16 protein-coding genes and 1 pseudogene are annotated in these 21,342 nt (G+C 71.1%); 6 read left to right on the top strand and 11 right to left on the bottom strand.

The window, feature by feature from the left end:
* Nucleotides 1-31 precede the first annotated feature (31 nt).
* From OHS59_RS03830 to OHS59_RS03815, 4 genes are all read right to left on the bottom strand, one after another.
* Nucleotides 32-1,405: a dipeptidase gene (locus tag OHS59_RS03830; protein ID WP_328491959.1), complete on the bottom strand. Its 1,374-nt coding sequence runs from the start codon at nucleotides 1,403-1,405 to the stop codon at nucleotides 32-34.
* Nucleotides 1,406-1,408: 3 nt separating this feature from the next.
* A complete protein-coding gene (locus OHS59_RS03825) occupies nucleotides 1,409-1,846 on the bottom strand; it encodes a hypothetical protein (protein ID WP_328491958.1) in 438 nt (145 codons plus the stop codon).
* Entirely contained in the window at nucleotides 1,843-3,330 is a 1,488-nt protein-coding gene (locus OHS59_RS03820; RefSeq protein WP_328491957.1) for an APC family permease, read from the bottom strand. Before OHS59_RS03820 ends, OHS59_RS03825 begins: the two co-directional genes overlap by 4 nt.
* A 203-nt stretch (nucleotides 3,331-3,533) precedes the next feature.
* Nucleotides 3,534-4,754: a threonine/serine exporter family protein gene (locus OHS59_RS03815; RefSeq protein WP_328491956.1), complete on the bottom strand. Its 1,221-nt coding sequence runs from the start codon at nucleotides 4,752-4,754 to the stop codon at nucleotides 3,534-3,536.
* Between the two features lie 505 nt (nucleotides 4,755-5,259).
* Between OHS59_RS03815 and OHS59_RS03810 the strand changes: the two are divergent.
* Nucleotides 5,260-6,053: pseudogene (locus OHS59_RS03810) on the top strand (SDR family NAD(P)-dependent oxidoreductase).
* A gap of 45 nt (nucleotides 6,054-6,098) precedes the next feature.
* On the opposite strand, the gene OHS59_RS03805 reads toward OHS59_RS03810, so the two are convergent.
* The 6 genes from OHS59_RS03805 to OHS59_RS03780 all read right to left on the bottom strand — a co-directional run bounded on the left by OHS59_RS03805 (nucleotide 6,099) and on the right by OHS59_RS03780 (nucleotide 16,328).
* Nucleotides 6,099-9,038 (bottom strand): helix-turn-helix transcriptional regulator, encoded by a 2,940-nt coding sequence (locus OHS59_RS03805; protein WP_328491955.1) that lies wholly within the window; start codon nucleotides 9,036-9,038, stop codon nucleotides 6,099-6,101.
* A gap of 242 nt (nucleotides 9,039-9,280) precedes the next feature.
* Nucleotides 9,281-10,141, bottom strand: coding sequence for a bis(hydroxyethyl) terephthalate hydrolase (gene bdeA, locus OHS59_RS03800; RefSeq protein ID WP_328499041.1), 861 nt, complete (start codon nucleotides 10,139-10,141; stop codon nucleotides 9,281-9,283).
* 313 nt (nucleotides 10,142-10,454) lie between these two features.
* A complete protein-coding gene (locus tag OHS59_RS03795) occupies nucleotides 10,455-13,070 on the bottom strand; it encodes a family 78 glycoside hydrolase catalytic domain (RefSeq protein ID WP_328491954.1) in 2,616 nt (871 codons plus the stop codon).
* A gap of 69 nt (nucleotides 13,071-13,139) precedes the next feature.
* Entirely contained in the window at nucleotides 13,140-14,054 is a 915-nt protein-coding gene (locus OHS59_RS03790) for a carbohydrate ABC transporter permease (protein WP_328491953.1), read from the bottom strand.
* A gap of 4 nt (nucleotides 14,055-14,058) precedes the next feature.
* Nucleotides 14,059-14,943 carry a carbohydrate ABC transporter permease gene (locus tag OHS59_RS03785; protein ID WP_328491952.1) on the bottom strand — a complete coding sequence of 295 codons (885 nt, stop codon included), beginning with the start codon at nucleotides 14,941-14,943 and terminating at the stop codon, nucleotides 14,059-14,061.
* Between the two features lie 68 nt (nucleotides 14,944-15,011).
* Nucleotides 15,012-16,328 carry an ABC transporter substrate-binding protein gene (locus OHS59_RS03780; protein ID WP_328491951.1) on the bottom strand — a complete coding sequence of 439 codons (1,317 nt, stop codon included), beginning with the start codon at nucleotides 16,326-16,328 and terminating at the stop codon, nucleotides 15,012-15,014.
* 271 nt (nucleotides 16,329-16,599) lie between these two features.
* Between OHS59_RS03780 and OHS59_RS03775 the strand changes: the two genes are divergently transcribed.
* Nucleotides 16,600-17,613, top strand: a complete 1,014-nt coding sequence (locus OHS59_RS03775) for a LacI family DNA-binding transcriptional regulator (protein ID WP_328491950.1) — start codon at nucleotides 16,600-16,602, stop codon at nucleotides 17,611-17,613.
* A gap of 135 nt (nucleotides 17,614-17,748) precedes the next feature.
* Here the strand turns inward: OHS59_RS03775 and OHS59_RS03770 are convergent, their stop codons facing one another.
* Nucleotides 17,749-18,189 (bottom strand): ATP-binding protein, encoded by a 441-nt coding sequence (locus OHS59_RS03770; RefSeq protein ID WP_328491949.1) that lies wholly within the window; start codon nucleotides 18,187-18,189, stop codon nucleotides 17,749-17,751.
* Between the two features lie 376 nt (nucleotides 18,190-18,565).
* Here OHS59_RS03770 and OHS59_RS03765 point away from each other — a divergent pair, with 376 nt between their 5' ends.
* From OHS59_RS03765 to OHS59_RS03750, 4 genes are read left to right on the top strand one after another with little or no spacing between them, the layout of a single operon-like run.
* A complete protein-coding gene (locus OHS59_RS03765; protein WP_328491948.1) occupies nucleotides 18,566-19,417 on the top strand; it encodes an STAS domain-containing protein in 852 nt (283 codons plus the stop codon).
* Nucleotides 19,414-19,785, top strand: coding sequence for an STAS domain-containing protein (locus OHS59_RS03760; RefSeq protein ID WP_328491947.1), 372 nt, complete (start codon nucleotides 19,414-19,416; stop codon nucleotides 19,783-19,785). The genes OHS59_RS03765 and OHS59_RS03760 overlap by 4 nt, the downstream gene beginning before the upstream one ends.
* Complete coding sequence (locus OHS59_RS03755; protein ID WP_328491946.1) at nucleotides 19,782-20,204, top strand: ATP-binding protein; 423 nt, start codon at nucleotides 19,782-19,784, stop codon at nucleotides 20,202-20,204. Before OHS59_RS03760 ends, OHS59_RS03755 begins: the two co-directional genes overlap by 4 nt.
* Nucleotides 20,192-21,259, top strand: coding sequence for an ATP-binding SpoIIE family protein phosphatase (locus OHS59_RS03750; RefSeq protein WP_328491945.1), 1,068 nt, complete (start codon nucleotides 20,192-20,194; stop codon nucleotides 21,257-21,259). Before OHS59_RS03755 ends, OHS59_RS03750 begins: the two co-directional genes overlap by 13 nt.
* Nucleotides 21,260-21,342 lie beyond the last annotated feature (83 nt).

The raw sequence follows: 21,342 nt of genomic DNA, 5'->3' as shown, positions 1-21,342 counted from the left end.
CGCCGGAGCGGGCCCCTTACCGGGTTTCCCCTCAGGACGCCCCCAAACCGGACGAGGGCGTGCCCGCGTAGGCAAGGAGGAACGCGGCTTCGACATGGGCCATGTTCTGGATCTCCGTGGGGTCGACGCTCTCGTCGGGCGCGTGGATGAGGCACTTCGGTTCCTCGACGCCCATGAGGATGATCTCCGCCCCGGGGCAGGTGTCGGCGAGGACGTTGCACAGCGGGATGGATCCGCCCTGGCCCAGGTGGGCCAGGGGCTTGCCGTAGACCTGCCGCACGGCGGTGTCCAGGGCCGTGTACGCGGGGCCGTCCGTGTCGGCGCGGAACGGGGAGCCCGTGCCCTCGGTCTCGATGGAGACCTGCACGCCCCAGGGTGTCTCCTCGGTGAGGTGCCGGGTCAGGGCGTCGAGGGCGGCCGACGGGTCGGTGCCCGGCGGGATGCGCAGGCTGACGCGCGCGCGTGCGGTGTGCGGCACCGCGGCGGCCGATCCGACGACGGGCGGGCAGTCGATGCCGAGGACGGTGAGGGCCGGACGGGCCCACAGCCGGTCGGCGACGCTTCCGGTCCCGGTCAGCTGCACACCGTTCAGGACACCGGCGTCGGCACGGAACCGCTGCTCGTCGTAGCCGACGCCCTCCCAGGTGCCCTCGCAGTCCATCCCCTGCACGCGCGTGGCGCCGGTCTCCGGGTCGCGCAGTGTCGACAGGGTCTGGATCAGGGCGGCCAGGGCATCGGGCGCGGGTCCTCCGAACATGCCGGAGTGGACCTCGCCCCGCAGGCTGCTGAAGGTGACGACGACATTGACCAGGCCGCGCAGCGTGATGGTCGCCGTGCCGACGCCGACGGCCGCGTTGCCCGTGTCGCACACCAGGAGAGCGTCCGCCGTGAACTGCTCGGGATGCTGCTCGACGTACTGCTCCAGGCCGCCGGTGCCCTGTTCCTCGGAGCCTTCCGCGACGAACCGGATGCCGACGGGGAGGTCGTCGCCGAGTGCCCGCAGCGCGGTGAGGTGCATGACGATGTTGCCCTTGCAGTCCGCGGTGCCGCGCCCGTACCAGCGTCCGTCGCGTTCGGTGAGTGCGAAGGGCTCGGTGGTCCAGGCGGCTTCGTCGAGCGGGGGCTGGACGTCGTAGTGGCAGTAGAGAAGGACGGTGGGTGCGCCGGGCGGGGGCGGCCGGTGGCCGAGCACGGCGTGACTGCCGTCCGGGGTCCGCGCGAGGTGGACGTCTTCCAGACCCGCCTCGGTGAAGGCGTCGGCGACCCACTGGGCGGCCTCCCGGCACTTCTCGGGCGGGTACTGGCGGGGGTCGGCGACCGAGGGGATCGCGACGAGTTCGGTGAGGTCGGCCTTGGCCCGGGGCATGAGCCCGGCGACACGGGCCGCGAGATCGGTGTCGTCCATGGCCTACCGCCTGACCGTGGTGTCGGTCTTGAGGTCGTCGATCCTGTCCTGGATCTTGTGCAGTTTGTCCGGGCAGTAGATTTCGAGGATCTTGGCCTCGGCGCGGATCGACCGCCCGTCGCCGATGACGGGACGCTGACCGACGAACGCGGCCCCGTTGGAGACGTTGGTCTTCCACAGGGCGGACTTCAGGGCGCTGGCCGGGTCGTCGCACACGTTGCCGCCGTCCGTGCCCAGGGTGCGCTTGATCGTGCCGGTGTCCGGGCGGGGATAACCGGCCGCGACGGCGGCGTCCGCGAGCTTGTTGGCCTTCTCGGAAGCCACGTTGCCGGTCTTGACCTTGTCGTACTGGACGACTCCGATGACGGCGAGGACGACCAGCAGGACGACTGCCCCGGCATAGAGCCACCTGTGCTCGGAGGCGAAACGGGTGGGACTCATGCGGCACCTCCCCGACCGTCCGCCGGGGCGTCGGCGGTGTGGGTCCGCCAGCCGGGTTTGCGCAGTTTCAGGAAGGCCCACGGGATGAGCAGGCCGAGGATCACCAGGCCGGCGGTGATGATGCCGACGTAGGCCAGGACACTGCCGCCGCCGAACTGGGAGGGCGGCACGAACCCGATCGCGAGGGCGGCCAGAGAGGCCGCCAGGCCGACTCCGCACAGCAGGCCGAGGGCCGGGGCCCGGTAGCCGCGGGGGTGGTCGGGCTGTGTCTTCCGCAGCCGGACCGCGGCGGCGAACATCAGCAGATAGACGATCAGGTACACCTGCGTGGTGATGGTCGAGAAGATCCAGTAGACATTGGAGACGTTCGGGATCAGCGCGTACATCAGGGCGATGACCGTGGTGACGATGCCCTGGGTGACCAGGATGTTCTGCTGGATGCCGTTCTTGTTCAACTTCTGCAGGTACGGGGGCAGATAGCCCTCGCTGCGGGAGATCTCCAGCAGTCCCTTGGAGGGCCCGGCGAGCCAGGTGAGCATGCCGCCGAGCGCGGCGGCCACCAGCATGACCGCGGCGATCGGGGTCAGCCAGCCGACGTGGAAGTGGCCGAAGAAGGCCTCGAAGGCCTGCATGACACCCGCGGTCAGGCTCAACTGGTCGGACGGGACGACCCAGCTGATGGCCAGTGCCGGCAGGATGAAGATGAGCAGGACCAGGCCCATCGCGAGGAACATCGACTTCGGGTACTCACGGCCGGGGTCCTTGAGCGAGGACACGTGGACGGCGTTCATCTCCATGCCCGAGTAGGACAGGAAGTTGTTCACGATCAGTACGAGGCTGGCGAGGCCGGCCCACTGCGGCATCAGGTGACTGGCCGTCATCGGGGCGGCCGAGGCGTTGCCCTGGCCGAGGAACACCATGCCGAGGACGACCAGGACCGTGCCGGGCACCAGCGTGCCGATGACGAGCCCCCAGGAGGACAGGCCGGCCAGGGCCTTGGTGCCGCGGGAGGAGACCCATACGCCGGTCCAGTAGAGCACCATGATCACGATGGCCGTGTAGAGGCCGCTGGAGGCCAGGGCGGGATCGATGACGTACGCGATGGTGCTGGCCACGAAGGCCAGCAGGCTCGGGTAGTAGAAGATCGTCATCGCGAACTGGCACCACACCGCCAGGAACCCGAGCGGCTTCGACAGGCCCTCGCTCACCCACCGGTAGACGCCGCCGTTCCACCCCGACGCCAGCTCGGCGGAGACCAGCGCGGTCGGCAGCAAAAACACGATCGCCGGGATCAGGTACAGGAACACGCACGCCAGGCCGTAGACGGCCATGGTCGGCGCGGCCCTGAGGCTGGCCACCGAGGCCGTCGTCATCATCGCCAGGGTCACCCAGCTGATCAGCGGTGTGGCCGTGCGGCCCACCGCCTTCTCCCGGGCCGTGGCCCGTGCCCGCGGTACCTCCGCCGGCATGTCCATGGAACTCACCAACACCCTCCCGTCACAGGCGAACGACGCGGCCGTGATCGGCGACGCCCACACGCTGACAGCGTCGGCCGCCCGGGGTGGAGAGGCAGCGCGGGACGGCCGAACGGGTGACATCCGAGGGGCCCGCAGAAGCGGCGCCGTCGTCGCACGGCGCCCCGGAGCAACACCGTGGCAAGGCCGCGAGGACAGGGCGAGCAGGGGCCTTACGCGCCGTCCCGGACGAGGTCGTTCCCGCGAGCGGTCAGGGTCGCGCCGACCATCAGACCCAGCGCGATGGCGGTGACGATGGTGACCAGCTTGAGCAGATCGGTGAATCCGGCGATGACATGGCCCCCGGCCAGGGTGGTCAGCCCGCGCATGCCCAGCGAGCCCACGGTCAGGGTGAAGAAGCCGGGCAGCAGGAGGACCAGCCGTGCGGGCATCGAGGGGCGGCGGTCCAGGATGGTGGTGACCGCGGCCAGCACCACAGCCGCGGTGAACGTGCCCGTCGTCTCTCCCGCCGCCTTCGTCACCAGCGACTGCACCCCGACCGTGACGTACACCAGCAGCAACAGCACCGGCAGCAGGCGCAGGGGGATCGCGAAGGCGAGCACGGTGCCGACCGTGAAGACGATCCAGCCGCAGAACAGCGCCCAGCGCGGCAGGTCCGAGACCGCGGCCACGTCGAAGAGCCGCCGCGTCGACGAACCCGTGACCGCGACACCCAGCAGGACCCCGACGTACAGCTGCACGAGCAGGAACACGGCATAGACCAGCCGGATCGCACCGGTCGTCATCAATCCGGCGCCCAGCTCGGCCGCCGCGGCACTCAGATAGTCACCGGGTACGAAGAAGAACAGCGCCGGCAGCATGAGCAGGACCGGGCCGCCGTGCGCGCCGTCCCGGGCGAAGACCTCCAGCGTCACCACGGAGACCGTCGTGGCGGCGACCAGCGGCAGCAGCGGAGCCAGCCGGGGCGACCGGTCCGCCGCCACGGCGAGCGCGGCGGCCGGCACGGCCAGAACCGCCGTGGAACCGATCTCGTACCAGGTCGGCTGCATCAGGGGCGCGAACCCCAGGGCGAACAGCACGATGCCCGTCAGCTTCCACCACCACCGGTAGGGAGCGGCCTGTTCCTCGATGCCCCGCAGCCGTTCGCGGGCCTGCGCCACCGGGAGCCGGCCGCCGCAGACGTCCGCGATCAGCGGCTTGAGCGCGACGACCTGGTCGAGACGGAACACCTCCGGCACGGCCCGTACGGTCACCGTCGTCACCCTGCCCGGACCCCCGGTGACGGTGACGACCGCACCGTCGGGGACCAGTACGAGCGACGTCCGGCATCCGAAGGCCTCGGCGGCCCTGTGGACCGTGCGCTCGATCCGATGGGCACCCTCCCCGGAGGAGGCGAGCAGAATCCGGACCAGGCAGGTCACGAGTTCCACCACGTCGGTGTCCGGAGCGCCGCCGTCATCAGACGTATTCCATGCTTTTGTCGATCCCACAGCGCATCTTCTCAGCGGCATCCGGCCGCGGCGGACCGCCACGCCCGGTGAGAGGTACCGGTGGGAGTGCCGCGCCGGTACGGCGGGTCCCAGGGAGGCGGGCACGGCCCGCTCGGCTTCCGATCACCGTCGCTCTTCATCTACGCTCGGAGCAGGTGCAGTTGGGCTCTCGCCCGCACCGCAGGCTCCCAGCCCCCGAGTCGTGACCGAACCGCCGAGACCGGCTGGAGCCCATCGCCGACGACAAGGCTCCAACCGCCGCCCTCCTGGCGCGTCGACGGGGCAACTCCCGCCGTCCCGTCCGGCCGTCAGGAGGGCGACTCGCGCCACGGCCGAGCCGCCGGTCTTCGCCGAACCGACCATCTGGGGGTTCTGAGCAGGCGTCCTTCGTTGCAGGAGTGGCTGAATGGGTACCCAGCCCGCGAACGCACAAGAAGGGACGTGTGAGATGCGCATCGATCTGACCGGCCGGACGGCACTGGTCACCGGGTCCACCCAGGGGATCGGGGCGGCGATCGCCACCGGCCTCGCCCGGGCCGGCGCCCGTGTCGCCGTGAACGGCCGAAGCGAGCAGCGCGCCGAGGAGAGCGCGGCGCAGCTCGCCAAGGACGTCCCCGGAGCGGACGTGGTACCCGTGGCGGCGGACGTCACCACCGAAGAAGGCGCGGCGCAGGTGATGGACGCCCTGCCGCAGGTGGACATCCTCGTCAACAACCTCGGGATCTTCGGGTCCGCCGACCCGCTGGAGATCACCGACGACGAATGGCGCCGCTACTTCGAGGTCAACGTCCTGGCCGCCGTGCGACTGATCCGCTCGTACCTGCCCGGTATGACGGAGCGGGGCTGGGGGCGGATCCAGAACATCGCCAGCGACTCGGCGGTCGTCATCCCCGCCGAGATGATCCACTACGGCATGTCGAAGACCGCCCTGCTCGCGGTCGGCCGCGGATTCGCGAAACAGGCCGCAGGCACCGGCGTCACGGTGAACTCGGTCATCGCAGGACCCACCCACACGGGCGCGTGGAGGACTTCGTGTACGGGCTCGTCGACCGTGACCTTCCGTGGGACGAGGCCCAGCGTGCCTTCATGAAGGAGCACCGGCCGCAGTCCCTGCTGCAGCGGCTGATCGAGCCGGAGGAGATCGCGAACATGGTCGTCTACCTGAGCTCCGACCAGGCGTCGGCCACCACCGGGGGCGCGCTGCGAGTCGACGGCGGATACGTCGACTCCATCCTGCCGTGACGCCGTCTTTCCGTGACGTCGTCCTGCTGTGACGCGGACTGCCTCTCAGGCGGGACGCGTCCCGTTCCCGGCCGTCCGCTCGACCATCCGTGACAGTTCGACCCGGGAGCGCACCCCGAGCACGGCGAAGACCTTCCGCAGGTGGTAGTCGACCGTGCGGGTGCTCACGGCCAGGTGCAGGGCCACCTCCCGGTTCGTGGCACCTTCGGCGACACAGCGGGCGATCCGCAGCTGCTGCGGCGTGAGACCGTCCAGCGCACCGGCCCTCGCCGCGGCCGCACCGGTCCTCGCCGCGGGCGGAGCCGCCCCGTTCGCCCTCAGTTCGGCGCGCGTCTGGTCCGCCCAGATGCGGGCTCCGCAGCGCTCGAACGCGACCAGCGCGTCCCGCAGACAGGCGCGCGCCTCCCGGAGTCTGCGCCGCCTGCGCAGCCACTTGCCGTACAGCAGCCGCGTACGTGCCGGCTCGAAGTCACCGCCCGCCCGTGCGTGCCGGGACAGGGCGTCCGCGTACAACGCGTCGGCCCGGTCCGCGTCGGCCACCAGTGCCCGGCACCGGGCGAGTTGGGCGGGAGCCTGCGCGTCGGCTCCGAAGTGCGCCCACAGCGCGAACTCCTCGACGACGGCTCGTGCCTCGTCCCGCTGCCCGGCCTGTACCGCGGCCTCCACATAGCAGGGCATGGCCAGCATGCGTACGGCGAAGTGACCGCCGTCCGGGCCCGGTCGGACCAGCGGGCCGAGCCGGGCAGCCGCTTCGAAAGGACGCCCGCGCCCCAGGTCGGCGCGGCCCGAAGCCCACTCGGCGAGTGTCGCGGCCTGCAGGAGCCCATGGCGCCGTGCGGTCGCCAGCGCGGCGGCCGCGTGGTGGGCGACCAGCGTCGACTCGTCCGAGATCGACGCCGCCAGGGCCAGTACGGCGTGGTGGTGGGCCGCCACGTTGCTCTGCCCGTACCGGTGCGCGGTACGCAGTCCCTCCTCGGCGTGCGCCCGGGCCCGTGCGTGCCGGCCCGTCCGCAACTCCGCGTAGGCCAGCAGCTCCAGGGCCCGCGGCACGGACGACTCGGGTCCCCGGGACCGGGCCGCCGCGAGGGTCCGTGCGCCGATCCGGCAGGCGGCGGGCACGTCCCCCAGCAGGAGGGCGGCCGCGCCCGACCACAGCAGCCGCTCGGGCCCGTCCTCCTCCCAGGCGTGCTCGACCACGCGGCGCAGCCACGGGATGGCCCGGCCGAAGTCCCGCTCCAGCATCGCCCGCATGCCGTGCAGGTAGTCCCGCGGCAGTCCGTCGCCCGGCTCCGGGCCGGGAGCCGCCGAAGGCGGGACCCCTGAGCGGGTGACAGCGGCCTGCGCCGTGGCGACGAGCGTGGGCACCCGCCCGGGAGACGTGCCCGCACGGTCGTGCACAGCCGTCGTGACGGTACGGTCCGCCGCGTTCAGGGCGTGCAGACAGGCGACGGCGTCTCCCGTGGCCCAGGCGGCCTCCGCGGCGGCGAGCCCCGCGAGCAGGGCGCGCGCGGGATCGTCGGCGGCGAGCAGGGACCGGGCGAGCAGCAGCGCCTCACCGGCGTCGGCAGCCGGGCCGTCACGCAGCGCCAGGATTCCCCGCACCCAGGCCGAGCGGCCCCGCACGACGGGGGGCAGGGCGCTGTCGCCGGCCCGGCCGGTCAAGCGGCGGGCCGTCCGCGCCCGGCCCGCGAGCAGCGCCTGCTCGGCCGCCGCGGTCAGGTGCTCCGCCCGTTCCCGTCCGTCCGCCGTCAGTTCGGCGGCCCGGGCGTACGCCGCCGAACGCTGAGCGCCGGAAGCGGCGACGCACGGGTCGGCCGCGGCGGCGGCCAGCTGATCCGCCATCGGCGGGGCGTGCCCGGCGATCGACCAGGCCCGGTGGAGCAGCGCGACGAGCCCGTGCCCCTCACTCTCCAGAACGGCGGCGAGCGCCCGGTGCGCGGCGCGCCGCCGGTCGGGACGCGCGCAGAGGTGCACGGCTCTGCGGATCACGGGGCTGGTGAAGCGCAACCGGCCGTCGGAGAGCACGAGGAGGTCAGGGATCCGCTCCGGGCCGGGTACGGTCCGCGCGCGGTCGAGCCGTGCGGCCGCCGCGCGGACCAGTTCGGCATCGGCGCCGCCGCTCTCGGGATCGTGTTCGTGTGCGGCGGCCACCAGCAGGAGGAGTTCGCCCGCGTCGGCGGAGAGCCCCGCCAGATGCCCGCCGACCACATTCCGCAGCGTGTCGGCGTCGGCCAGCGGCCAGGGCAGGCGGTGTTCGCCGGACAGCTCGGCGGGGGACAGCCGGGCCACCAGCGCGCGCAGCAGGGCCGGGTTGCCCCGGGCCTCTTCCGACAGCTCTCTGCGGACGGCCGGGTCGACGGGCCCGCACGTCGTGCCTTCCAGCAACTCGTCGAGCAGCGCGTCCGCGGCGGACGAGGTCAGCGGTGCGAGCGTCAGGACGGGCAGCGCCGCGAAGTCGGGGTCGACCGCGTGCTGCCCGGCGACCGTCAGGAGCAGCCGCACCGGTCCGGCCGCGGGCAGCCGCCGAGCGGCGAAACCCAGGGCGGCTCGCGAGGGGGCGTCCCACAGATGCGCGTCGTCCACGCACACCAGCAGCGGCGCGCCGGCGGCGATGGCGGTCAGCAACTGGAGCAGCCACTCCGGTGCCGCCCCTGCCTCCGGAACGCCGACGGCCTGTCCACCCGGCAGAGCGCCCGCGGCGCACCGCAACGCGTGCACTCCGCTGTGGGGCAGTCCGGACTCCGCGCGACTGGCCCGCACCCGCAGCACGGGCCCCGCCTCGAAGGAGTGGGCCGCCCGGTCGACCAGCGCGGTACGGCCGAGGCCCGGATCCCCGGTCAGTACGAGTACGGGCGCGTTCGCACCGGGCCGGTCCAACAGGGCTGTCAGGGCCGCGAGTTCCCCGCTTCGGCCGTGCAGTGGGCGAGGGCGCTGTGGCGAGGACCGCGGTGGGGGAGACTGGGGCACGTTCGTCCGTCCGGTCATCCCTGTGACGTTACTTTCGCGGGGCCAGGGGCGGAAGCTGTCCGTCCGCCGCCTCCTGTCGCGCGATTTCCCCCTCCCACCTGCGCCGACGCGGCCTTGGCCGGGAGCTCCCGTGTGCGCCTGCCCAGCGGCGCCCCCGCAGTTCTGTGTGCCCGCACAGCGCCGGTGGACGGCCGCGTTCCCCGCGCGACCGCCCACCGGCTGCTCTCGTCCGTGCCGCCGTGCTCGTGTGTCTGCCGACCTCAGGAAGTGTGGGGGCAGTTGCCCCGGTACTCCTCGATGGTCAGGCTCGGCCGCGGCAGCGGGCAGAGGAACTGCTCGTAGCGGGTGTCGTTGTCCACGAACCGCTTGAGCCAGGAAATGCTGTACTTCGCGATCGTCGTGTCGGACGAGTTCGGCGTGAAGTGCGTCGCGCCGTTGAGCTCCAGGTACGCCTTGTCGGTCGACGACGGCAGGCTTCCGTAGAACGGCTCCGCGTGCGAGGCGACGGGGGCGATCGTGTCGCCGTCCGCTCCGAAGATCAGGGTGGGTGTGGTGACCTCCGGCCAGGACTTGTCGGTGTTCCACGGGGTCAGCGGGATCGCCGCCTGGAGGGCGGGGCGGGACTTGGCGGCTTCGAGGCTGCCGCCGCCTCCCATCGAGTGCCCCGCCACCGCGAGCCGGCTGCTGTCGATCCGGGTACGCACACTGCTGCGCCCGGTGAGGTAGTCCAGCGCGGCCAGCAGTTGGCGGCCGCGCGAGTCGGGCTGGTCCAGGGTCGTCAGGGTGTCGATGGTGAACACCACGAAGCCCTGGGAGGCCAGCCGTGGGCCCAGCCACGAGATCGAGGACTGGGTTCCGGTGTACCCGGGCGAGATGGCCACCGCGCCGAACGTCCCGTCGCTGGTGCTCGTCGGGTAGTACACGGTCCCGCCGCCGAAACCGGTGACCGACAGCGACGAGACGCTCGTCTGGGACACGCTGTACGAGCCGCGTGCCGCCTCGATGCTCGACGTGGTGGGGGCGGGGCCGCGCTCGTAGGGGTTGTCCGCGGCATGGGCCCCCGGAGTCGCCAGGGAACTGAGGCCCACGACGGCGGCGAGCGCCGCGACGGCGCCGGTGATCCGCTTCGCGGCCTGCCCTCCGCGGCCGCGAGGGCTGCGGACGGCGGACACGGGCGGGACCGTCCCGGGGGTGGGTGAGCTGTTCTGCGAGTGCTGCTGCACGACGAAGTCGTCCTCTCGGCCGTGACGAACCGCCGGACCGGACGTGGCACGGGGAGAACCCGCGTGCCACGTCCGGCAGCTCTGCCGACGGCGCCGACCGGTGGCCGGCCGTGCCACTGTCGGGCCGCTCAGAGGGCGCGGCCATCGGCAATATCACCGGTCTTCGACAAACGCCGAACGGGCGTCGGCCCGCCGGGCGGCGCGGGCGGGGTCAGGCGGCGCCGCGTTGGAGGTCGCGGGTGTCGAGACGGTGTCGGCCGGGGCCCACGGTCAGCGGAGTGTGGCCGGGCAGTTCGACCAGGCCCCGGCAGCCGTCGGGGACCGTGATCTCCGCGGTCATGCCCGAGGCGGTCAGTTCCCAGGAGATGGCGGCCCGGCCGTAGGGCGTCTCGTGGCGGGCCCTGGCCCAGGTGATGCCACCACCCGGCCGCGGTGCGAAACGCAGTGTGCGGTAGCCGGGGGAGGCGAGGTCGAGGCCGGCGACGACCCGGTGCAGCCAGTCGGCGACGGCACCCAGCGCGTAGTGGTTGAAGGAGGTCATGCCGCCGGAGTTGAGGGTGCCGTCCGGGAGGAGGCTGTCCCAGCGCTCCCAGATGGTGGTCGCGCCCATGGACACCGTGTAGAGCCATGACGGGCACTGGGTCTGGGTCAGCAGCCGGTAGGCCACGTCCAAGTGCCCGGTGTCGGTCAGCGCGTCGCAGATCAGCGGGGTGCCGACGAAGCCGGTGGCGATCCGGGCGTCGTCCCGGAGCACCAGTTCCGCGAGGCGGTCACCCGCCCGTCGGCGCTGCTGGGCGTCGTCCAGCAGACCGAAGACCAGAGCCACCGAGTACGCGGTCGGGGCGTCACTGGTCATACGGCCGTCCGCTCGCACATAGCGGGCTCTGAAGGCGAGGGTGACTTCGTCCGCGAGCCGCCCGTACCGCTCGGCCAGGTCCGTGCGGCCGAGTTCCCGGGCCGACCACTGGAGGTGGCGGGCCGAGTGGGCGAAGTACGCGGTCGCCACCAGGTAGCGGTCGGTGCGGGCGCCCGCCGGGTCGTCCGGCGGGGCGATCGGGTCGAGCCAGTCGCCGAGTTGGTGCCCGGAGTCCCACAGGCGGCTCTCACCCGCCAGCCGGTCCATGAGGTCCACCCAGGCGCGGCCCATGGGGAAGTGCCGGCGCAGCAGTTCCAGGTCGCCGAAGCGCTGGTGGAGCACCCATGGGGTGAGGGTGGCGACATCGCCCCAGGCGGCGCCCGGCTGGATCGGCGTCCACTGCGGTCCGCCGGGGATGACCGGCACGTACCAGGGGATCGTTCCGTCGGGCAGTTGTTCCACGGCGACGTCGTCCAGCCAGGAGTCGAGCATGCCGGCGCAGTCGAACAGGAAGGACGCGGTGGGGGCGAAGACCTGGATGTCGCCGGTCCAGCCGAGGCGTTCGTCGCGCTGGGGGCAGTCGGTGGGGATGTCGACGAAGTTGCCGCGCATGCTCCACACGACGTTCTCGTGCAGCCGGTTGACCATGGGGTCGCTGCACTCGAACCAGCCGGTCCGGGTCATGTCGGTGTGGTACACCCGGGCCGTCACGTCGTTCGCGGTCAACTCGCCGGGCCAGCCGGTGACTTCGGCGTAACGGAAGCCGTGCAGGGTGAAGCGCGGTTCCCAGGTCTGCGAGCCGGAGCCGTCGAGGACGTAGGTGTCGGTGGACGCCGCCCCGCGCAGGGGGCGGGTGGCGAGTTCGCCGTCCTGGAGGACCTCGGCGTGGCGCAGGGTGACGGTCGTGCCTTCGGGCCCGTCGACGGTGATGCGCAGCCGGCCGACGAGGTTCTGGCCGAAGTCCAGGACGTGGCGGCCGTCGCCCTTGGGGGTGACGGTGGCGGGCGGGAGTTCCTGGGTGCGGCGGACGGGGGCGCCCTTGGGAGCGACCAGGGTGTGCGGGTCGCGGGTACGGGTCGCCACCGCCGTCCACGACTCGGCCTCCTCGGAGCCGTGTTGAGGGGTGGACCAGGCGGGGTCGTGCAGGCGTGCGTCGAAGGTCTCGCCCTCGTAGAGGCCGCTGAAGAGGATCGGGCCGGGCGCGGCCTGCCAGGAGCCGTCGGTGGCGACGACCGTCGTGGTGCCGTCGGCGAGGGTGACTTCGAGCTGGGCGAGGAGGGACTGGTCGCTGCCGTACAGGTTCCGGTAGCCGCCGTCGAAGCCGATGTGGCCGCGGTACCAGCCGTCCCCGAGCCAGGCTCCGATGGTGTTGGAGCCCGGCACGAGGTGCTCGGTGACGTCATGGGTGTAGTAGCGCAGGCGCTCGCCGTACACGGTCCACCCCGGGGAGAGGATGTCGTCGCCGACCCGGCGGCCGTTGATCTCGGCCTCGTACACACCATGGGCGGTGACGTACAGCCGGGCGCGGCGCACCGGGGCGTCGAGGGTGAAACTCCTGCGGACGCGGGCGGGCCGCCGGTCGCTGTCGGGGTCCTCGGTCCAGGCCGCTCCGACCGGTACGGCACTCCAGTCGGCCGCGTTCAGGAGCCCTGCCTCGACCGTTCCGGGCTCGCTCCAGCCGGTCGGCTCCGGGGAACCGTCCACCCACACCCGTACGCGTACGTCGACCCGTTCGCGGGAGCCGAGAGGCCGGCCGGGCCAGGGTACGAGCACCTGATCCGGGTGGGCCGTCCGGCCGGTGCGGTGGACGACTCCGCCTCGGTCGAGTTCCACCTCGTAGGCGTCCTGGACGACCGAGCCGTGCGGCAGACGCCAGGTCAGGCGTGGCCGGGCGACGCCGATACCGAGGGCGTCCGGCAGGTGCTCGAAGGTGACCGGGGCAGGCTGATCCGGGGCAGGCTGAGAGGACATGGGCGGGGGACCTTCCATGGATGTGGGCGTGGACGGCCGGCGCCGGGCCGGTGCGGAGGGGCGCGGCCGTCAACCCTTGACGGCTCCCGAGGTGAGGCCCTTCATCACCTTCTGGTTGAGGAAGAGGTAGATCACCAGGGTGCCGAAGACGTTGATGCAGATGGCGGCGAACAGCGGGCCGTACCGGGTGGCCCCGAAGTCGCCGGTGAAGTTGAGCAGGCCGACCTGGATGGTGCGCAGGTCCTGGCTGTTGGTGAAGGTCAGCGCGATCAGCAGGTCGTTCCAGATGAAGAAGAACTGCACCAGGCCGACGGTCAGGATCGCGTTGCGGACCATGGGCAGGCTGATGGTCCAGAAGGCGCGCAGGATGCCCGCGCCGTCGATGGTGGCCGCCTCGAACAGCTCGCGCGGGACGGTCTTGTAGTAGGTGGCCATCATGAACACCGTCAGCGGCAGACCGGTGCCCGTGTAGGTCAGGATCAGCGGCCACAGCGTGCCGGACAGACCGGCCTGGAAGTACACCGTGAACAGGGGCAGCAGGATCATCTGCGCGGGGACCATCATGCCTGTGAGGAAGACCAGCAGGGTCAGACTGCGGCCCTTCCACACCATGACCTGGAGGGCGAACCCGGCCGCGGTGCCCAGCAGCAGGATCAGCACGAGCGCCGGCAGGACGGCGAGCAGGCTGTTCTGCACGTACAGGCCGATGTGCCCGGTGGTCCAGGCGTCGGTGTAGTTGCCCCACTCCCATGTGGTGGGCAGCGACCAGGTGGAGTTGTTGAGGTAGTCGTCGTTGGACTTCAGCGAGGTCAGGAACATCCAGACCAGCGGACAGACCTCGACGACCAGCAGCAGTGCGACGACGGATTTCACCCACAGGCGGCGGCCCGGGCCCCGGCGTCCGGCAGGACGTGCCGACCCGCCGGTGGAGCCCCGGCCGGCGCCTCGGCCCGCCGATGTCTTGAGAGGCGTGTCGATGGCCATGGGTTCAGCCCTCCGTGAGGTCGCGCCGCGAGACGCGGAAGACGACCAGGGTCACCAGGAGACAGACGACGGTCAGCAGCAGCGCGATCGTGCTGCCGTAGCCGTAGTCGCCGTAGGTGAACGACGTCTGGAACATGTACAGGGTCAGTGGTGTGGTCCCGCTGCCGGGGCCGCCGCCCGTCAGCGCGACGATGGAGTCGAAGACCTTGAGCGTGCCGTTGACGCTGAAGATGACCGACGACATCAGCACCGGGAACGACATCGGCAGGACGATGTGGCGCACCAGGCGCAGGCCGGACGCCCCGTCGAGGCGGGCGGACTCCAGCACCTCCTCGGGGATGTCCACCAGGCCGGCGAAGAGCAGCACGGCGTAGAAGCCCATGGAGCGCCAGATGTCCATGACGATCAGGACCCAGAAGGCGTGTCCCGCGCTGCCGAACCAGTCGACCGAGTCCAGGCCGACGGCGTTGAGCAGGGAGTTGACCGGGCCGGTCTGCGGGGCCACCTGGAAGAACTTCTGGAAGAGCAGGCCGACGGCCACCGTGGGCAGGACGACGGGGAAGAACACCAGGGTGCGGACGAGCGCGGAGGCCCGCTTGAGGAAGAACACGTACAGCAGGGCCAGCAGATAGCCGGCGACGACCTGGCCGACGGTCACGACGACCGCGTACTTGGCGGTGAACCACAGGGCGTCCCGCACGGCGGGGTCGGAGAACAGGCGCTCGAAGTTGCCCAGGCCGTTGCCGGTGAACCCCTCGATGGTGTTGCCCTTGGTGAACGAGTACCCGAAGGACCACACCATGGGGACCAGCATGATCAGGGAGTAGACGAGCAGGGCGGGACCGAGGAGGATCAGGACCGCCTTGCGGTCACCGAGTACGCGGTGCATGGAGGGGTGTCCAGTTCATGAGGTGTCAGGCTGTCGTCGGCGGGGCCCGGTCACCGGGCCCGTCCGCCTCACTTCTCGGCCAGGGCGTCCTGCACGGTCCGCATGAACTTCTCGGGGCTCAGGCTGCCCGCGACCAGGCCGGCCGCGTTGCTCTGGCTGACCGTGGTCGCCTTGGTGGAGAACAGGGCCTCGAACCAGAGCACGTTCCGCTTCGACGCGCTGATGGTCTCGCGGACCTGACCGGTGACCTCGTTGCCGTCCTCCACCGGGGTGTTGACCTTGAAGCCGGAGATGGCCCCCTGGTCCTTCAGGGCGGTGCTGCCGTAGTTCTCGGCGATGCAGGACACCCAGGCGCCGGTCTTCCTGTCGAAGGACTTGGCGCCGAGCGTGATCCCCAGGCCGACGTTGGAGGGGTACTGCTCGATCGAACCCTTGCCGCCCTCGACGGCCGGGAAGGGCATGAAGCCGACGTTCTCGGCCCCCACCTTGTTCTGCTTCTCGTCGGCGATGTTCGCCAGCGCCCAGCTGCCCATGTAGAGCATGCCGGCCTTGCCGTTGAGGAACTCGTTCATGGAGGTGTCGTAGTCGATTGAGCCGACACCCTTGCCGAAGTAGCCCTTCTTGCCCAGGTCGGCCACTTCCTGGGCGGCCTTGACGTATGCGGGGTCCGTCAGCTCGGCCTTGCCGTCGGCCACGGCCTGCAGGGCGTCAGGTCCCAGGCTGCGGTAGAGATAGCCGCTGATGAGACGGGTCAACGGCCACCCCTGCTGGCCCGAGGCGGAGAACGGCTGGATGCCCTTGGCCTCCAACTTCCCGGCAGCCGCGACCAGTTCGGTCCAGGTGCCGGGCACGGTCAGTCCGTTGGCGCTGAAGATCTTCTTGTTGTAGAAGATCCCCTCGATGTTGTACTCGTACGGCAGGACCTCCACCTTGCCGCCGTACAGCGCCTTGACGGTGGAGACGGCGGCGGGCTCCAACTGGTCGTAGACGCCGAGTGACTTGAGCTCGGCCTCCAGGTCGGCGACCTTGCCGGACCTGTACAACTGCTGCGTCAGCGCCGGGGCGTTGCCCGCCGCGAACTGGACCGGCAGCGCGTCCTGCCCCGCCAGCAACTGCAGCTTCTGGTCCAGGCTCGCCTGCGGCACGGTCTCCACCTTGAGCGGCAGGGCGTCGTCGGCGGTCCTGCACTCACCCTTGGACAGGGTGGTCAGCGCCGTCTTGACGGTGGTGTTCTCCGTGACGCTCAGGTAGCTGAAGTTCTCGGGCGACGAGGACGAGCCTCCGCCCGTTCCTCCGCAGGCGGACACGAGGACGCCCATGGCGGCGGCGCTCGCGGTCAGGCCGGCGAGGCGGGCCCTTCTGGCGGAGGTCGTGGAGGTGGTCACGGCATGGCTCCCTGTCATCGTTGAACGGAGGCGCACGGCGAAGGCCTGCGAAAAGTCTCGGGACGAGAGTTGTGTATAACGTTCTCTACGTCGAAGTGCGCACCACAGTGCACGCCGTCAAAGCCCTCGTCAAGACATCGCGCCGCAACGCCACCGGAAAACCGACTACATCTGGCGCCCGAACTGGTTCATCCTGTAGAACGTTGTCCTCAGTAGGACAGCACCCCAGGGGGCAGTGGGCATGCAGCAGGGATCACAGCGGAAGAAGCGCGTGACGATCACGGATGTCGCGCGTCACGCGGGGGTGTCCACTGCGGCGGTCTCCAAGGTCATGCGCAACGCGTACGGGGTCAGCGCGGCCATGCAGGAGAAGGTCAGGACCGCCATGGCGGAGCTGGACTACCGGCCCCATGCCGCGGCACGTGGAATGCGCGGCCGGACATACACCATCGGCATCCTGCTGGACAACATCCGCAACACCTTCTTCGCCGACATCCTCGACGGCATCCGCGACGAACTGCGGGACAGCGAGTACACCGTGCTCATCGGCGCCGCGGGCTTCGACGCCGAGACCCAGGGCAAGACCATCCGGTCCATGGTCGACCGGCAGATGGACGGCCTCGTCCTGATCGCCCCCAGCACGCAGCGCTCCGAAGTGCTGTCCACCGCCCAGTCCACGCCCACCGTCGTCATCGGCCACCACGACGCCTCCGACCTGCATGACTCCGTCGTCGACGCCGACGGCTCCGGAGCCGGGCTCGTCGTCGACCACCTGGTGTCCCTCGGGCACCGCAACATCGCGCTGGTCTCCTCTCCCGGCACCCGGTCGAGCAAGTGGGCCCGTACGCCTGAGATCGTCCTGAGCAACGGGTACGCCGAGGCGATGGGCCGCAACCAGCTGGCGGAGCACACACAGATCTGCCGGACGTCGTACTCAGACGAAGGCGGTCACAAGGCCGGTATGAGCCTGCTGACCGCGGGGGACCGGCCCACCGCGATCATGACGGGAGCCGACGTGGCCGCGCTCGGCGTCTGGCGGGCGGCCCACGAACTGGGACTGCGGGTCCCGGAGGACGTCTCGCTCGTGGGCTACAACAACACCGCCATCGCGGACCTCGCCACCGTGCAGCTCACCAGCGTCGACCAGGCCGGGCACAACATGGGGGCCACGGCCGCACGGCTGCTCATCGAGCGGGTGGAGGGCCACCGCGAACACGCCGTGCAGACGACCATGACGCCGCGCCTCGTCGTCCGCGGGAGCACCTCGGCGCCGTCGGCGGTCTGAGCGAGCGCGTCACCGGCGGCTGGCGCCGGTAAGCGGATCAGTCAGGGCGTGGGAGCCGGATCCGCGCGGACGCCGGCGTCCGGTTCACGGTGTCAGGGCGTGGGAGCCGGATCCGCGCGGACGCCGGCGTCCGGTTCACGGCGTCAGGGCGATGGAGGCGGTGACGCGCTTGCCGTCCGGTTCGAGGTCGACCTGGAAGTCCTGGGCGACGGCCATGACGATCTCCAGGCCGTGCTGGCCGATTCTGCGCGGGTCGACGGAGCGCGCCTCGGGCCGCACGCTGACGCTGTCGTGCACGGTCACCGCCACCACGGCGTCCGCGATGCGCAGCTCCATCAGCAGGGGGCCGGGGGCGTATTTGTGCGCGTTGGTGACCAGCTCGCTGACCACCAGCTGGGTGAGGTCCATCGCGCGGGCGGAGACGGACAGGCCATGGTCCGTACGGGCGCCGTCGAGAAAGTCGGACGCGAAGCGCCGTGCTTCGGCGATGCAGGTGCCGCCTCCGTTCAGGGAGACGGCGGCGGTTATCGCAGAGGCCCCCGACGGCCCCGCGCCGTCTCTGCCGACTGACTCCACTTTTTGTCCACCTTCGTTCCCGTTGTCCGTGCGCGGTTACCCTGCCTGGCGCGACACATGCTGCTCCTGCCCGGATCGACCGCTCGACCGGGCACGGCGGCCCGAGCCGTCGGGACGGGCTTCGGGCGCAGATTCCGGCCCGGGCCGCGTCGGCAAGCCGAGCTGGGGACATGGTGACAGACGGAGCCGCCCCGGGCAGGGCGCGGGCCGCCGTAGGTGGGACGTCCTCCTCGGCGCAACCGCTCCTGACAGGGAGATTCGGCTCCCGTTCGCCGTCCGGGGCGGTTTCGGGGCCGCGCCTGTCCGCGAGGGGAAGTGCCGTAGGCTTCGCAGGTCATCCCTGACACGTAAATGTGAACATCGAAGGAGCGCCGGAATGGCGAAGCGAGACAGCGCTGTGGACATGGTCGGGCTCTTGTCGGTCGAGGGTCAGGACCTGGCCGCGGCGTGGGCGCGGGAGGTCTCGGGGTCGCTGGGCGGGCGGGTCGGTACTGCGGAACTCGACCGCGAGCTCCGGGAGGTGTACGACGCCCTGGTGGACGCGCTGCGCCAGGGGGCCGTCGACGTCCACTCGGAGCAGATGTCGGAGATCCGTGCCCTGCTGACGGAGCTGTCGAGGAACCGGGCCCGGCAGGGGTTCTCGCCGAGTGAGACCGCGATCAGTGTCTTCGCGCTGAAGCGGGTCCTCGAACCCGTCCTGCAGGACGGTTCCGCCGACGAGGTCCGTGCGTACCTGGAACTCGGCCGCGTCCTGGACGGTCTGGGCCTCTTCGTGATCGAGACCTACACACAGACGAGGGACGAGATCATCACCTCGCAGGCGGAGCAGCTCCTGGAGCTGTCCACCCCGGTGGTGCGGCTGTGGGACGGCGTCATCGCCGTGCCACTGGTCGGCACGCTGGACTCGGCACGGACCCAGGTGGTGATGGAGAAGCTTCTGCAGGCCCTCGTGGACACGGGCTCGGAGCAGGCGATCATCGACATCACGGGCGTCCCCGCGGTGGACACCCAGGTCGCCCAGCACCTGCTCAAGACCATCGTCGCCGCCCGGCTCATGGGCGCCGAATGCACCGTCTCCGGCATCAGCCCGCAGATCGCGCAGACCATCGTCGCGCTGGGCATCGAGTTCGACGACATCGTGACGAAGGCCAGCCTCGCCGACGCCCTCAAGCTGGCGCTGCGCCGGTCCGGCGTGGACGTCGTCGCCCAGCAGGGCGGACAGCGATGAGCGAGCGCATCCCGATCCTGCGGATCGGAGACACCCTTCTGGTGTCCGTCCAGTTCGATCTGGAGGACCAGATGGTGCTGAACCTCCAGGAGGATCTCGCCGAGCAGATCGTGGCCAAATCGGCCCAGGGCGTCATCATCGACATCAGCGCTCTGGAGATCGTCGACTCCTTCGTGGGGCGCATGCTCGCGACCGTGGCCGCCATATCGCGTGTGCTCGACGCCCGGACGGTGGTGGTGGGCATGCGTCCCGCCGTGGCCATCACCCTGGTCGAGCTGGGCCTCTCCCTCGGTGGCGTCGACACGGCCCTGGACTTGGAGAAGGGGCTGGCGAAGCTGCGGCAGCCCACCAGTTCGGTCTTGCGGTGACCGCGCCCTGGACCGCGGGGGAAACGCCGCAGGTCTACCCCATCGCGCGCAGCGGCGACCTCGTCCACATCCGGCAGGCCATCCGGGCGCTGTCCCAGCAGTGCCGACTGTCCCTGGTCGACCAGACGAAGATGATCACCGCGGCCAGTGAGCTCGCGCGCAACACCTTGATCTACGGCGGCGGTGGCACGGTCAGCTCCGGACTGGTCAGCCTGAACGGCAAGCGCGGAGTGGCCGCCGTCTTCGAGGACTCCGGCCCGGGCATCGCCGATGTCGAGCAGGCCATGACGGACGGCTGGACGTCCGGCGGCGGGCTGGGGCTCGGCCTCAGCGGCGCCCGGCGCCTCGTCGACGACTTCCAGTTGGTCACCGCGCCCGGCGAGGGCACGACCGTGACCATCATCAAGTGGGTGCGGTGAAGACCGCCGTCACCCTCGACAGCGAGGACGGGGTGTGGTTCCGGGACGGTGAGTCGCTGCCCGTGACCGCTCGTAGCGCCGCCGCCACACTGGCCAGGCGCCTCGGGCTAAGCAGCCACCGGTCCGCCGAGATAGCCATCGCCGTCACCGAGGGCGCCACGAACCTGCAACGGCACGCCGTCGACGGCGCCGTGCTGCTGCGTGCGGTGCGGTCCGGGGAACTGGCCGGTGTCGAGTTCCTCACCGTCGACTCGGGGCCCGGAATAGCGGATGTCCCCGCCGCCCTGGTCGACGGAAAATCAAGTGCCGGCACCCTGGGTATCGGCCTGGGCGCGGTCTCCCGTCTCGCGGACCACTTCGACCTGCACTCCGTCCCGGGCCGCGGGACGGTCATGACCGCGCAGTTCTGGCCGCGCACCGCGGACGGCAGAGCCGTCGTCGACTCCCCGGGTTCCTTCCCGGCCGGCGGCGTGACCAGGCCCATCAGCGGTGAGACCGTGTGCGGCGACGCGTGGGCCGTGCGGACCGTCGGCGGGGACGAGGCCGGGAACAGTCCCGCGATCCTGGTCATGCTGTGTGACGGTCTGGGCCACGGGCCCCTCGCGGCGCGTGCCAGTCAGGCAGCGGTCAGAGCGTTCCACGCCTCACGTGATCTGAGCCCGGAGGGCATCCTCGGCGCGGTGCACCTCGCCCTGCGGGGGACCCGTGGCGGCGCGGTCGCCGTGGCACGGATCGAACCGGCCGCCGGACGGGTGCGGTACTGCGGAATCGGCAACGTCAGCGGCTTCCTCGTGAGCGACGACGGACGCAGGGCCCTGCTGTCGGCTCCCGGTATCGTCGGCGCGCACATGCGGCGGCTGCGGACGTTCGAGGAACCCCTCCAGCCCCACAGTGCCCTGGTGATGCACTCCGACGGTCTGACCGAACGGTGGGACCATGGATCCATGCCCGGTCTGCTGCGCCACGCACCGCTCGTCATGGCAGGTCAGCTGCTGCGAGAGGCAGGAGTGCGGCGGGACGACGCCAGTGTCGTCGTGATCAAGGGGGCCTGGTGATCAGCGAGGGGCGGGACGAGCGTGACGTCTGACCCCGGCCCTCGCGGTGGCACGCCCCACGACGACCATCCGCCCGCCGCCAG

It is taken from the genome of Streptomyces sp. NBC_00414 (assembly GCF_036038375.1).
Taxonomy (GTDB): domain Bacteria; phylum Actinomycetota; class Actinomycetes; order Streptomycetales; family Streptomycetaceae; genus Streptomyces.
Note: the sequence above shows the minus strand (reverse complement) of the source record. Positions and strands in the feature narration are given on the sequence as shown.